This window comes from Microbulbifer variabilis ATCC 700307, from assembly GCF_000380565.1.
Lineage (GTDB): Bacteria > Pseudomonadota > Gammaproteobacteria > Pseudomonadales > Cellvibrionaceae > Microbulbifer > Microbulbifer variabilis.
On the sequence record NZ_AQYJ01000023.1, the window covers coordinates 272,237 to 284,879 of the forward strand.

13 protein-coding genes are annotated in these 12,643 nt (G+C 50.8%); 9 read left to right on the forward strand and 4 right to left on the reverse strand.

The genetic code is table 11. The annotated features are described in order from the left end of the window. From ampD to G367_RS0106500, 7 genes are all read left to right on the forward strand, one after another. Window positions 1–561, forward strand: coding sequence for a 1,6-anhydro-N-acetylmuramyl-L-alanine amidase AmpD (gene ampD / locus G367_RS0106470; RefSeq protein WP_026304965.1), 561 nt, complete (start codon window positions 1–3; stop codon window positions 559–561). 138 nt (window positions 562–699) lie between these two features. Then, window positions 700–1,575: a regulatory signaling modulator protein AmpE gene (gene ampE, locus G367_RS0106475; protein WP_020412302.1), complete on the forward strand. Its 876-nt coding sequence runs from the start codon at window positions 700–702 to the stop codon at window positions 1,573–1,575. 178 nt (window positions 1,576–1,753) lie between these two features. Next, window positions 1,754–3,181, forward strand: a complete 1,428-nt coding sequence (locus tag G367_RS0106480) for an aldehyde dehydrogenase family protein (RefSeq protein WP_020412303.1) — start codon at window positions 1,754–1,756, stop codon at window positions 3,179–3,181. Window positions 3,182–3,288: 107 nt separating this feature from the next. Continuing rightward, a complete protein-coding gene (locus tag G367_RS0106485) occupies window positions 3,289–4,275 on the forward strand; it encodes a threonine ammonia-lyase (protein ID WP_020412304.1) in 987 nt (328 codons plus the stop codon). Window positions 4,276–4,277: 2 nt separating this feature from the next. Continuing rightward, on the forward strand, window positions 4,278–4,868 hold the full coding sequence (locus G367_RS0106490) for a YbhB/YbcL family Raf kinase inhibitor-like protein (protein WP_020412305.1): 591 nt from the start codon (window positions 4,278–4,280) through the stop codon (window positions 4,866–4,868). 83 nt (window positions 4,869–4,951) lie between these two features. Next, complete coding sequence (locus tag G367_RS0106495) at window positions 4,952–6,319, forward strand: AmpG family muropeptide MFS transporter (protein ID WP_020412306.1); 1,368 nt, start codon at window positions 4,952–4,954, stop codon at window positions 6,317–6,319. Window positions 6,320–6,619: 300 nt separating this feature from the next. Then, complete coding sequence (locus tag G367_RS0106500) at window positions 6,620–7,897, forward strand: AmpG family muropeptide MFS transporter (RefSeq protein WP_020412307.1); 1,278 nt, start codon at window positions 6,620–6,622, stop codon at window positions 7,895–7,897. A 36-nt stretch (window positions 7,898–7,933) separates the two neighbouring features. Here G367_RS0106500 and G367_RS0106505 read toward each other — a convergent pair whose 3' ends face one another. Beyond that, on the reverse strand, window positions 7,934–8,350 hold the full coding sequence (locus G367_RS0106505) for an MGMT family protein (protein WP_020412308.1): 417 nt from the start codon (window positions 8,348–8,350) through the stop codon (window positions 7,934–7,936). Window positions 8,351–8,578: 228 nt separating this feature from the next. Here G367_RS0106505 and G367_RS0106510 point away from each other — a divergent pair, with 228 nt between their 5' ends. After that, window positions 8,579–9,532, forward strand: a complete 954-nt coding sequence (locus G367_RS0106510; protein WP_245556663.1) for a DUF481 domain-containing protein — start codon at window positions 8,579–8,581, stop codon at window positions 9,530–9,532. An 84-nt stretch (window positions 9,533–9,616) separates the two neighbouring features. Next, window positions 9,617–10,378: an SDR family oxidoreductase gene (locus tag G367_RS0106515; RefSeq protein WP_020412310.1), complete on the forward strand. Its 762-nt coding sequence runs from the start codon at window positions 9,617–9,619 to the stop codon at window positions 10,376–10,378. Window positions 10,379–10,461: 83 nt separating this feature from the next. On the opposite strand, the gene G367_RS0106520 is transcribed toward G367_RS0106515, so the two are convergent. The 3 genes from G367_RS0106520 to cfa all read right to left on the reverse strand — a co-directional run bounded on the left by G367_RS0106520 (window position 10,462) and on the right by cfa (window position 12,580). Next, the gene (locus G367_RS0106520) at window positions 10,462–10,872 is read right to left on the reverse strand and encodes a hypothetical protein (protein ID WP_020412311.1); all 411 of its coding nucleotides are present in this window, start codon (window positions 10,870–10,872) and stop codon (window positions 10,462–10,464) included. A 25-nt stretch (window positions 10,873–10,897) separates the two neighbouring features. Continuing rightward, on the reverse strand, window positions 10,898–11,233 hold the full coding sequence (locus tag G367_RS0106525; protein ID WP_157533382.1) for a hypothetical protein: 336 nt from the start codon (window positions 11,231–11,233) through the stop codon (window positions 10,898–10,900). Window positions 11,234–11,434: 201 nt separating this feature from the next. Continuing rightward, window positions 11,435–12,580: a cyclopropane fatty acyl phospholipid synthase gene (gene cfa, locus G367_RS0106530; RefSeq protein ID WP_020412313.1), complete on the reverse strand. Its 1,146-nt coding sequence runs from the start codon at window positions 12,578–12,580 to the stop codon at window positions 11,435–11,437. Window positions 12,581–12,643: the final 63 nt, after the last annotated feature.

Below are 12,643 nucleotides of genomic sequence, written 5' to 3' on the forward strand. Positions count from 1 at the left end.
TTGAAATACCAAGTGGAATCTGGCTGGCTATCCGGTGCGCGCCGGGTGCCCAGTCCTCACTGCAACAGCCGGCCCGACGACTGCCCCGTGGACCTTTTGGTCGTTCACAGCATCAGCCTGCCACCCGGGCAGTATGGCGGGCCTTATATCGATGCGTTTTTCCTTGGGCAGCTGGATATTGATGCCCATCCCTATTTTGCCGAGATTGCGGCTCTGCAGGTTTCTGCACATATCCTTATTGATCGGGATGGTATCGTCACCCAGTATGTGCCCCTTGACCGGCGCGCCTGGCATGCGGGTAAGTCGGAATTCAAAGGGCGCACCAACTGTAATGACTTTTCTATCGGGATCGAGCTTGAAGGCTTGGATACGGATATTTATACCGATGCCCAATACCATGCCCTGGCAGAGGTGAGTGCGGCCATTATGCTGGCTTATCCAGCCATCGGCGTGGACAGGATAGCCAGTCACTCTGATATAGCGCCTGGACGCAAGCTGGACCCCGGCCCCGGCTTTGACTGGGAGCGCTACTTGAATGAGCTCGATAAGCTCGTTGAGTGAAACTTCCACTTCGCGGTGCTGGTGTATCAATCCACATCGCCTTTAAAATTGAACTGCCATTGTGTGAGGTTCGCCTACTTGTTTAGCAGACCCAGGGTGGCGCATCATGATTCAACTATGGGCTGACGCGGTATCACTATGACTCTGCTAATCGTTTTATTCACTTTGGCTCTGGTGCAAATCTGGGGGTCTGGTGCGCCTTTGCACCGCGATGGCTGGTTTGATAAATGGTGTGAGCGACTCTCTAAAGTGCCGCAACTGCAATCGAATGGCGGCTTGTTGCTGGGGGCCAGTATTCTGCCACCGGTGCTGCTGATTGCGGTGGTGATGGTAATTGCAGAATCCAACTTTGGAGGCTTGGGAGCGCTTTTACTTGGGGTGCCACTGTTACTTTATTGCCTGGGACGAGGCAATTTTAACGAGATTGTAAGCGTTTACCTGCGCAGCTGGTATCGGGGCGACTTCAAGGGGGCTGAGGAAGCTGCGGCCCCTTTTCTACAGGATATCCACGAGACTCCGGCAGATGGCAAGTGCCTGCATGAACAGGTCTTCCGCGGTGCCGCTTACAGTGCCTTCGAGCGCCTCTTTGCCGTTCTTTTCTGGTTTATTTTGCTCGGGATACCGGGTGCGCTGCTATTTCGTTTGAGTGCTCTCTATGCAGAGCGCGCTCGCGGGACACAGTGGCAGGCAACTGCAGCCCGCTGGCTTTGGTTACTGGAGTGGTTGCCGGTAAGGATCATGGGGCTCAGCTTTGCGATTGTGGGTAATTTTGCCGGTTGCTACCGAGCCTGGCGTCAGTGTCTGATGTGTCGTGAGAGAGATACGGCACAGGTGCTCGAAGCCTACCTGGAAGGGGCGTTAGGAGGAATTGACGCCAGTGAATGCAGTGCCAGTGCAGATCTTTCACAAGTCCAGCGTCAAAGTGGCGCGGAAATAGAGGGGCTGCAGTCCTTGCTTTCCAGAACCCTACTGTTGTGGGTTACCGTGTTGGCCCTGACGGTTTTGTTCGCCTGATTTTTTGAAGTTATTCAGAGCTGAAATGAGTAAATTATTTTTTAACTGAATTACATTTTGGAAAAATTTCCCAGTAATTGCTTGACTTTTAACCATCCTCCCAGATGATTGCGCCCGCTATCGCACTCCGGAGATTACCGGGTAGCGGGATGCTTATACTCAGTGGAGGAAGTAGGGTTTGAATGTTTCATTACTGGAACCGCAAATGCTGTCAGATCTCAGTGCTGCAAATGGTAGGGACTCCGCGGCGTTAGTCGCTGGACTAAGGGCATATTTTCGCAGTGGAAGTACCCTTGAGCTGGCCTGGAGGCGTCGCCAATTAATTCAGCTGCGCAAAATGCTCTCGGAGAATGAGGCGCGCTTTATTGGGGCCTTGAATGAGGACCTGCATAAGGCTCCCCAGGAAGCTTACCTGACTGAGATTTCGTTTCTCTATAGTGATATCGATCATACCCTCAAGCACCTCAAAAAGTGGGTACGCCAGCGCAAGGTTTCCTCGCCACTTCTCACCCAACCTGCGAAAAGCTATATACAGCCAGAACCCCTTGGGGTGATATTGATTATTGGCGCCTGGAATTATCCCCTTCAACTATTGCTGTCGCCTCTTGTGCCTGCCATAGCGGCGGGTAACTGTGCAGTGGTCAAACCGTCGGAATTATCCCCTGCGGTTTCTCATTTGATCGCTGAGTTGTTGCCCAGATACCTGGATAATGATGCCTTCGCCTGTGTTGAGGGAGCTGTGGCAGAGACCACGAGCCTTTTGGAGCAGCGCTGGGATCACATCATGTACACCGGCGGTGGTCGGGTAGCCAGGATTATTATGGGGGCAGCAAGTAAGCACTTAACTCCGGTTACCCTGGAGCTTGGCGGCAAAAGCCCCTGTATTGTGGCCGATGATGCAGATATCGATATTGCCGCGCGGCGTATAGCTTGGGGGAAATTTACCAATGCGGGGCAAACCTGTATTGCACCGGATTATGTACTGTGTACCAAGCACACCGCGGACCGTCTTGTCCCTGCTATCCAGCTGGCGGTAAGGGAGATGTTTGGGGACAGCCCCCGTCAAAGCAGCGATTATGGACGGATAATCAATACCCAGCACACATTGCGTTTGGCGGACCTCCTCGGTGATGGTGAGGTAATTTTTGGTGGGGATGTCGATGTGGATAGTTGCTACATGGCGCCAACCCTGATGCGCTGTGTCAATCTGGAGTCCCCGGTAATGCAGGAAGAGATTTTTGGTCCCTTGCTGCCGGTAGTTGAGTTGGATGACTTCGGAAAAGTGGAAGCGTTTGTTAATGAGAGGGAAAAGCCGTTAGCGCTGTATATTTTTACCCGGAGTGATGCCATCGCTGACCGGGTGCTTTCCCGCTGCAGCTCCGGTAATGCCTGCGTGAACGATTGCATGATGTTTATGCTGGCCCAGGATCTGCCATTTGGAGGAGTGGGAGCCAGCGGTATGGGCTGTTACCGCGGTGAGCATGGTTTCAGAACTTTTAGCCACTACAAAGCCGTGATGAAACGCAAAAATATTCTGGATGTTGACCTGCGTTATGCGCCGTACACCAATCGAAAATTTAAGTGGTTGAAAATACTGCAGCGATAGAGTGGCCAAAAATATTTAGCGAGATATGGGCGAAAAGGGAATTTTGCTGGTTTTTTAGTGGCTTGAGTTGGTACATTCAGTCGTAAATTAAAAAGACCAACAGAGCTATGCCCTCGGACCCCAATGACCTGCCTACCAGTGCTGATGTTTTTTGCGCGGCACAAACAGTCTCCGGAACTGTCCATCGAACTCCCTTGATTCGCTCCCAGCTTCTCAATGAGCTGGGTGGCGCCAATCTTTGGTTTAAATGTGAGCACTTGCAAAAAGTGGGTGCGTTTAAAGCACGTGGAGCTGCAAATGCACTTTCCCTCTTGCCTGAAGGAGCTGAGTTGGTGGCGACCCACTCCTCAGGCAATCATGGCGCGGCGTTGGCATGGGCTGCTGCGGAGCGGTGTTTGCCCTGTATTGTTGTAATGCCAGAGACGGCGCCCGATATGAAGCGCATGGCTGTGGAAAGTTATGGCGCAACAATTGTTACTTGCGGTCCTACCCTGGCAGACCGTGAAGAGGCTCTGCAAAAAGTGGTGCAAGAGACAGGGGCCCATGTAGTGCCGCCCTATGACGACAGCAGGATTATTGCGGGGCAGGGCACGGTAGCTCTAGAGGTTGTTCAGCAATGTCGGGAGCAGGGTTTTACTCCGGATGTGATTGTGGCCCCTGTGGGTGGCGGTGGCCTGCTCGCAGGCACTGGGCTGGCAATAGCGGCGTTGGCTCCAGATGTATTGGTAATAGGCGCAGAGCCCGCTGGCGCGGATGATGCGCAGCGATCTTTGCGTGGCGGTGTTCATATCACTACCCAGCAGCCCCATACTATTGCCGATGGCTTGCGTACAACGCTTGGGCACCGAAACTACAGGGTGATTCGTCGCACTGTGAGAGATATTGTGACGGTTTCTGAAAGTGGTATTGTGCGGGCAATGCAACTATTGTGGACTCGCACCAAGCAAATGGTTGAGCCCTCAGCTGCCGTGGGGCTCGCAGCTGTGCTCGAGCACGGAGCGCGTTTTCGCAACAAGAATGTCGCAGTTGTATTGACCGGTGGCAACATGGATCTGGGCAAGGTTTCAAGCCTGTTGGCCAGTGTGGAAGAGTAACAATGAGAGTGTTGGATATGAACCTAGGATTTCGCCGCATAAAGTACAGCAAAATTGCCAGTTTCTTTGCAGCGACAATATTTTCTTTGATGGCTGTTGCCTCCCAGGCCGGGCAGTTGACACTGTCTTCTACGTCTTTGAAACCCGGCAAAAAAATGCCATTAGCTCATGTATATGCCGGCTGTGGCGGGGAAAATGTCTCTCCGCAACTGAGCTGGGAGGGGGCCCCCGAAGGCACTAAAAGTTTTGCGGTGACGGTTTATGATCCCGATGCACCGACAGGCAGTGGCTGGTGGCACTGGGTGATTTTTAATATCCCTGCTGACGTAACCAGTCTGCCAGAGGGTGCTGGAGACCTGAAGAACGGCCTGATTCCCGAAGCTATTCAGGGGCGCAATGACTATGGAAATCCTGGATATGGTGGCGCCTGCCCACCCAAAGGGCACGGCGACCATCGCTATCGCTTCCGTGTATATGCCCTGAAAGTGGATTCCCTGCCGTTAGATGAAAATTCATCTCCCGCCAAGGTGGGCTTCAATGTGAATGCCAACAAGTTGGCCGAGGCAGAGCTCGAGGTTCTGTGGGGCCATTGAGTTAGGTAGCTTTTTGGGTGCAGACATATTGCCTGCGCTCTTTCTTTATGGCCGGCAATAGGGCTCAAAGGGGAAGATTGAATATGTCGCGGCAGCAACTGACATGGGGGCAAGCACTTGGAGCTTATCTGAAGCCCCGTGTAATCACCATGTTTTTCCTCGGCTTTTCTGCCGGCCTTCCGCTTTTACTGGTCTTCTCAACCCTGACTGCCTGGCTGCGCGACTACGGTGTTAGCCGCACCGCTATAGGCTTCTTTGCCTGGGTCGGAATTACCTTTTCAATAAAGGTGCTCTGGGCTCCCATCATTGACTATTTACGGTTGCCTTTACTGACCAAAAGCCTGGGAAAACGGCGGAGCTGGATGCTGGTGTCCCAAGTGGGCGTTGCCATTGGCTTGGTGGGTATGGCCAGCGTGGATCCCCAGCTGTCCTTGTTGCAAGTAGCTCTGCTCGCTCTGTGGGTTGCATTCTGCTCGGCTTCACAAGATGTGGCTATTGATGCCTACAGAATTGAAGCCATGGATGAAGACTACCAGGGAGCTATGGCGGCTAATTATGTGTTTGGTTATCGGGTTGCGATGCTGATTGCTGGGGCTGGGGCACTATTTATTGCAGATTTGTTCAGTTGGTCTGGCGCCTACCTGGCAATGGCCGTTTTGATGGGGGTGGGTGTGATCACCACTTTGTTGATCACAGAGCCCGATCACTCGAAGGTTAATAAAGAGGCTGACGTACTGCAGAGTGAATGGGAGCAGCGCCTGTTGGGGAAGGGCGAACACAGTCGCTTGAAGCAGTGGTTTGTTCGTGCTGTCGCCTGTCCCTTTATTGAGTTCTTCCAACGCAATGGGCGCTTTGCTTTTGTTTTATTGCTGTTTATCGGTATTTTCCGCCTAAGCGATATTGCGATGGGGATTATGGCCAATCCCTTCTACTTGGATTTAGGCTTTTCCAAAACAGAAATTGCAGAAATCAGTAAGCTGTTCGGATTCTTCTGCACTATTCTCGGCTCCTTTCTAGGTGGAGTCCTGGTGGTGCGCTATGGCATTTTGCGCCCGCTGATACTCGGGGCGGTAATGGTTGCCTGCACCAACTTACTGTTTGCCCAGCTTGCACTGATTGGTCCGGATAAGGCATGGCTGGCCCTGGTGATCAGTGCCGACAACATCAGCGGCGGTATTGCTAATGCGGTCCTTGTCGCTTACCTGTCGAGCCTGGCCAATAAGGCTTATACCGCAACCCAGTATGCCTTGTTCAGCTCTCTGATGACGCTGCCGGGTAAATTTATCAGTGGTTTTTCCGGTATGGTGGTTGATGCTCAGGGTTACGCCCATTTCTTTATTTATGCTGCCTTAATGGGAGTTCCGGCAATTTTACTCTCTATCTATTTCTGGCGGCGTGAACAGCGTGAATGGCATCTGGAAGAACCGCAGCCAGACTCACGCGCGACCTGAAGAGAGCCATTCCAGGGTCTAATTTTATTGCTGGCATACAGATCTGCTTTATGACAGAAGCTTTCCTGTGTGCCGGTCACTCATCTCGTTGCTACGCCCCCGGATAATTCCTCATCAACGGGCATTTTCTCCGACTTGTGTCTATGGTGGTTGTATTACTCCTCCGCTCGAAACCTGTAATGGTTATTGGTTTTTTATAGAGATAAGGGAGGGGTTTTGGTGTCACTTATGGCTGTTAGCTGGGATGTCTAAGAGCTGTAGTTTTCAAGAATGATAATCAGCAATTAAAAGCGACAAACTATGGCCCACGAAACGGTTCGGGAGGCGGTATTCAATCGGCGTATGCTGATCTGTATCGGTACCGGATTTTCCTCAGGAATGCCACTTTTTGTCCTGATTCAACTGGTGCCTGCCTGGTTACGTTCTGAGGGAGTAGACCTGGCTACCATCGGGATTTTTGCCTTACTTGGTCTGCCCTACACATGGAAGTTTCTGTGGGCTCCATTAATGGAGCGCTTTGCTTTCCCGATTTTAGGGCGTCGTCGTGGTTGGATGCTCGTAATGCAATTGCTGCTGATAGTCTTTATTGGCGGCTTAGGTATGTTCAATCCGCAGTTCAATATATGGACAATTGCCACTTTATGTTTTGGTGTGGCTTTTTTTAGTGCCAGCCAGGATATTGTCCTGGACGCCTTCCGTCGGGAAATATTGCCGGATCATGAGTTAGGTCTCGGTAATTCCTTTCATGCGAATGCCTATCGAGTAGCGGGCCTGATACCGGGTTCGCTCAGTTTAATCCTGTCGGATCATTTGGCCTGGGACCAGGTTTTTTGGATAACTGCAGCTTTTATGTTGATCGCTGTATTTATGACCTTGATGGTTTCAGAGCCCCAGCACCCGGCTGCGCCACCAAGGACTTTGCGCGAGGCTATCGTGCTGCCATTTGTCGAATTTTTTAACCGCAACGGCGTAAAGCACGCAGTATTGGTGCTTGCTTTCATGTTCCTGTACAAGCTCGGCGATAATATGGCCACTGCATTGGCGACACCCTATTACCTGGATATGGGGTACACCAATACGGATATTGGTATTGTGGCTAAAAATGCCGGCCTCTGGCCCGCCGTGATTGGGGGATTTCTCGGCGGCCTATTGATGGTGCGTATTGGGATTAATAAGTGTCTGTGGATCTTTGGAGTTATCCAGCTCGTATCCATTTTTGGCTTTATGATTTTATCTGAGGCTAATGGGGATCTGGTGGGCACACCGGGTTTTAAGCCGAGCCTGTGGCTACTGGCGATAGTGATTGCTTTTGAGTATCTGGGGGTTGGTCTTGGTACTGCAGTTTTCATCGCTTTTATTGCCCGCACAACCAGCAAATTACACACGGCTACCCAATTCGCCCTGTTTACTGCGTTAACCTCGTTACCCAGGACTTTTGCCAATGCTTCAACAGGGTATTTGGTTGAGTCTGTGGGGTGGACGAACTTCTTTCTTCTGTGCGCCGCGTTGGCAGTTCCGGGGATGTTACTGCTCTTTTATGTCGCGCCGTGGAATGGTGATGCAGCGGAGGAAGCCTGATTACTACCGCCTAAACTTGTACAGCTCCTTTCGGGGTTATGGTCTCCAGCGATACTTGGCCATGTCCACCCGCCCCTTTAACAAGGTAATCCCTTCTTCTTCCAGCCGCTTGCGTTGGCGGGAAGCCCCGGGTTCGGGTAATGAGATTCTTCCCTGGGCGTTGATTACCCGGTGCCAGGGTAATTTGGTGTCTTTGGGTAGTTTCCGTAATGTCTGACCAGCTAGTCTGGCGGCTCTTGGATAGCCGGCCATTTCGGCGAGATCTCCATAAGTGACGACCCGGCCTGTTGGTATTGAGGCCAAAACCCGGCATATTCTGGCGAGAGCGCTGCCTGGTGTTTCTGGGCCGGTGGTATTGGTCTCTACAGGCACAAAAGCCTCATTTCTTAGTGGTTTATTAGATTTAGCCGCCAGTTTGCCGTATTTGTCTGCAAATAAGCTATAAAAAAGCACGGATTAAAGCCGGGGTATCATACTGAGCCGTTACAAAATAGGTAGTATTGGCGTGCCACATTTATGGCAGTTGTGGCATTATTGCCGATTGAATAGGGCTTTCATCACAGTTTTCATCGCAAGCTCATCCAGAAACTTCAAGGTTCTCCTGTGGTTCTATCGACACAAATTCCCCGGATTTTTGCCAAAACTCTCCTTTGCCTTGCACCCTTACAGGTTTTTGCGGGTGTGCTCACCCTTGAGAATGGTGATCGCATTCAGGGGGAGCTGGTGCTTGTAGATACTGAACAAGTGGTATGGAAATCTGAGACCTTCGGTGAAGTTAAGGTCGATAAATCCAAGGTTGTATCCATGGATGTGGATACCGATCTCAAAGTTGCCGGGCGGGATGAGCCATGCACGCTGGCAGGGCACCGCCAGGAGCAGTGGGAACTCTACTGCGCAGAGGGTGGAGGTTGGTTGATCGACTTTCCTGGAGTGGAGCGTGCTGAGCCCTATCCACACTTTGTCAGTAATCCAATGACATTCAAGGGTAATGTGAGTGCGGGCGGCGTTTTTGAATCCGGGAACCGTGAGCGTGAGGACCTGGATGCAAATGTTAACCTGGATGTGCGCCATGGGGATTTCCATCACCTGGTCGGCGCCCTTTACCAGAATCAAGACAGTGAGGATGATGGCGCGCTGGAAAAATACCGGCTGACTTATGACCTGCGCTGGATTTTTGCAGAAAAGTGGTTTGCTGCAGCAAATACCGCCTGGGAGCATGAAGAGGCGCGGAACTTGGACCTCGGCACAACCATGGGTCTGGGTCTTGGTTACCTGTTTTATGACACAGACAAAACAGCATTTTCACTGGAAGGCGGTGTTAGTAGCCTGCAGGAAGATTTTATTGATACGGAGCTGAGTGAGAATCAGGACGACCAATATGTGGCAGGGCGTGTCGCGCTGAATTACCGTTATAAATTTTCCCTGGGCCCGGAAATTTACTTTGACCAGGAAACCCTGCAGTCTTTCGATCACAGTGATGACTACCAGGCAAATGCCAAGGTGGGGGTGAGAACACCACTGGTTGAAGGAGTGCTGATGGAAATTGGCTACCAGTGGCAGTACGACAACACACCATCGCTGGAAAGTGAAAAAGAAGATACCAAAGTAACCGTTGGTGTTGGTTACCAGTGGTAATAGCCTGGCGGCATTCTCCCAACTTTGCCGGAATAACAGGCCTTAGAGAGATAAAATCTAAAAAATACTAATGAGGAGTGCAACATGCAGATTGCCGGCAGTATTGTGGCGATTACCGGTGCTGGCCAAGGGCTGGGAAGAGCAATGGCCGTTTACCTGGCGGAGCGCGGGGCCCGTTTGGCATTGATTGATGTCAACGAAGAGGGGCTAAAGGAAAGTGTTTCTGCCTGTGAACAGCTCGGTGCCGAGGCGCGAAGCTATGTGATCAATGTCGCTAATGAGGAAGAGGTAGATAAAGGCTTCCTCCAGGTCGCAGAGGATTTCGGTGGTCTGCAGGTGTTGATTAATAACGCCGGTATTATGCGCGATGGCATGTTGCTCAAGTGTAAAGAGGGCAAGGTCACTGACCGTATGTCACTGTCCCAGTGGCAGTCTGTTATTGACGTAAACCTGACTGGGGTATTCCTTTGTGGCCGTGCCGCAGCCGGAATTATGGCGGAAAGTGGCAAGGGTGGAGTGATGGTGAATATCTCCAGCCTGTCTCGTGCCGGCAATATGGGACAGACAAACTATTCCGCCAGTAAGGCTGGTGTTGCTGCCATGACGGTAACCTGGGCCCGCGAGCTGGCTCGTTACGGCGTGCGCGTAGCTGCAATTGCTCCCGGTTTTATCGGCACTGATATGGTTGCGCAAATGCGCCCGGAAATCCTGGATAGTCTGGTTAAGCAAGTGCCATTGAGACGCCTGGGTGAGCAAGAGGAAATTGCCTCAACCGTGGCGTTTATTCTGGAGAATGACTATGTAACCGGTCGAGTTCTGGATATCGACGGTGGTGCACGTATTTAACGATTCAGTAGCGTGTTATCAGATGAGGGCGAACTTTGTTCGCCCTTTTTTATTTCCCTTTCAGTAATGATTTTAAGATTTATCTATCCCTTCCTCGCATATCTTGTGTTGAGAGTTTTTCGATAAAACAGGTATACAAACAAGGAAATAATGAGCCAGGCCAGGATGGATGCCACTTCGTGAAATACTGTTTGTTCTAAAGATAAGTGAAAATCCCGCAGCGCAAAGCCTTTGATTTGTGCCGACCAGGCATACAGCATCTTGCACATATGCAGTGCCCACCATGGTCGGCCTGTTACTTGTGGTCGGAAAAAAAACGTATAGACATCGAGCCCCATAAAAACCAGCATTAATGCGGATGGAGCCAGGTAAATATTGGCATAACTTGGGTGTTTACCAATATCGTAAAGAAAAACCTGGAAATAGAATACTGCGACCCAGGCAGCTATGGCAGCCAGTATCCAATCGATAATTGGAAGTGATTCTGCCATCATTGGAGTGCTTGATTCTCGGCCATATTTAGGCAGAAAATATGGAGTAACTGAATATGCTGATCAATCCCAGTAATAAAAGGTTTGGGTGAGTATTGTAGACATAGGCAATATCGATCTGGTACTCGGGAATGTCGGCCTTGAGATGAGGAATGATGTAAGGGTTGAATAGCATCAGCAGGGCACTGATGGAAAAGATAATGGCAATCAAGAGTGAGCTGAGGCCACCGATCCGATGGTAACGGCTGCCCTTTTTCATCAGAAGAGTTAATGGAATAGTAATAAACGTTAGAACTATGGCCGCAACCGTATGAACCTCTATAAGAAACTTTAGCTCTTGAGGGGTTGTGAATAGATAATGCATTGAGTAACGACCTGGCGGCAGCAAGTATTATTCGGGCTTGCTGATAAGTAGCGATAGCTAATGGATTTGATTGTCAGGAGAAAGGTCTGGGTGAAGCATTGATAGTAGTAGAGCTAAATCACCGCCACTAATTGCTCCCCCAGACTTTTGAAACTCTCAATGTTGGAAGAATTTGAAGTCTTCAATCAAGAATTTCTTACCCTAGCAAATACGTTCCACACTATCGGTTCTATTTTTCGATAACATCCACTGCCATAACTGCATTCTGCGAACTCTAAAGGATGCCGCGCATAACAGAAGGTAATAACGCCACATACGATAAAAGCGTCGACCATAGCGATCGGCGAAGCGAGGCCAATTACGTTCAAAATTATCATGCCAGGCCATCAGGGTTTTATCGTAATCGGGGCCAAAGTTATGTAGATCCTCACAGGTCAGTAGCTCCTGAGCTGCCAGAGTGATTTGACTGGCGGCAGGTATTTCTCCATTGGGGAAAATATACTTCTCAACCCAGGGGTCGGTAGGTGCGGGTTTGGATTTACCAATAGTGTGAAGTAGTAAAATGCCGTCTTTTTTCAAACAGCGTTTTGACACCTCCATAAATGCGCGGTGGTTTTTTCGTCCTACATGCTCAAACATTCCCACGCTGGCAATTCTGTCAAAGGGTTCATTGAGTTCGCGGTAATCCTGAAGGTGCACGGTGATCGGCAGGTTGGCATAGCGTTCGGCGACGTAGGCTCTCTGCTCACGGGATACTGTAACCCCGACACACTCTACCTGGTATTTCTGTGCCGCATAACCGATGAGGCTTCCCCACCCGCAACCGATGTCTAATAACTTCATTCCTGGTTCAAGCTGCAGTTTGCGGCAGATAAGGTCCAGTTTTGCTTCCTGGGCCTCATCTAGGGTCTGGGCCTCCTTCCAATAACCACAGCTATATGTAAGGCGGCTATCGAGCATGGCGGCGTAAAACTCATTACCTAAGTCGTAGTGGTGCTCGCCGACCTCGAACGCCCGGCGACGGCTTTGCAGGTTGAGCAAGCAGCTGCGTATATAGGGGAAGATATGGCGCCAGCTCTTGAAGTGACGGCCCAAGTCGGAATCTAGAATACGGTAGATGAACTGATCTATGGCCTGTACATCCCAGTCCCCGCGCATATAGGTTTCCCCCAACCCCATACTTTGGCGGGCGACGATCTCATCAAGTGCCTCTTCTCGATGGAGCTGGATATCCCAGGGGCGGTCACCGTTAATACGGATATCGGCCTCGGCTAAAATATCATCAACAAAGTGGCGGCTTCGGCCTATGGCTGGTGCCTCTATGGCATCTTGCTGCTCGCTTGCCATTCAAGTCTCCCTCTCTCCTGGTTAGCGTGGGGTCGATTATGGCGCCCTTGAATAATTTGCCTC

Excerpts from the sequence above, each read along its gene's own strand:
- ampE (WP_020412302.1), top strand. The coding sequence starts at position 700 with ATGACTCTGCTAATCGTTTTATTCACTTTGGCTCTGGTGCAAATCTGG.
- G367_RS0106485 (WP_020412304.1), top strand. The coding sequence starts at position 3,289 with ATGCCCTCGGACCCCAATGACCTGCCTACCAGTGCTGATGTTTTTTGC.
- G367_RS0106490 (WP_020412305.1), top strand. The coding sequence starts at position 4,278 with ATGAGAGTGTTGGATATGAACCTAGGATTTCGCCGCATAAAGTACAGC.
- G367_RS0106495 (WP_020412306.1), top strand. The coding sequence starts at position 4,952 with ATGTCGCGGCAGCAACTGACATGGGGGCAAGCACTTGGAGCTTATCTG.
- G367_RS0106500 (WP_020412307.1), top strand. The coding sequence starts at position 6,620 with ATGGCCCACGAAACGGTTCGGGAGGCGGTATTCAATCGGCGTATGCTG.
- G367_RS0106515 (WP_020412310.1), top strand. The coding sequence starts at position 9,617 with ATGCAGATTGCCGGCAGTATTGTGGCGATTACCGGTGCTGGCCAAGGG.
- G367_RS0106520 (WP_020412311.1), bottom strand. The coding sequence starts at position 10,872 with ATGATGGCAGAATCACTTCCAATTATCGATTGGATACTGGCTGCCATA.
- G367_RS0106525 (WP_157533382.1), bottom strand. The coding sequence starts at position 11,233 with ATGCATTATCTATTCACAACCCCTCAAGAGCTAAAGTTTCTTATAGAG.
- cfa (WP_020412313.1), bottom strand. The coding sequence starts at position 12,580 with ATGGCAAGCGAGCAGCAAGATGCCATAGAGGCACCAGCCATAGGCCGA.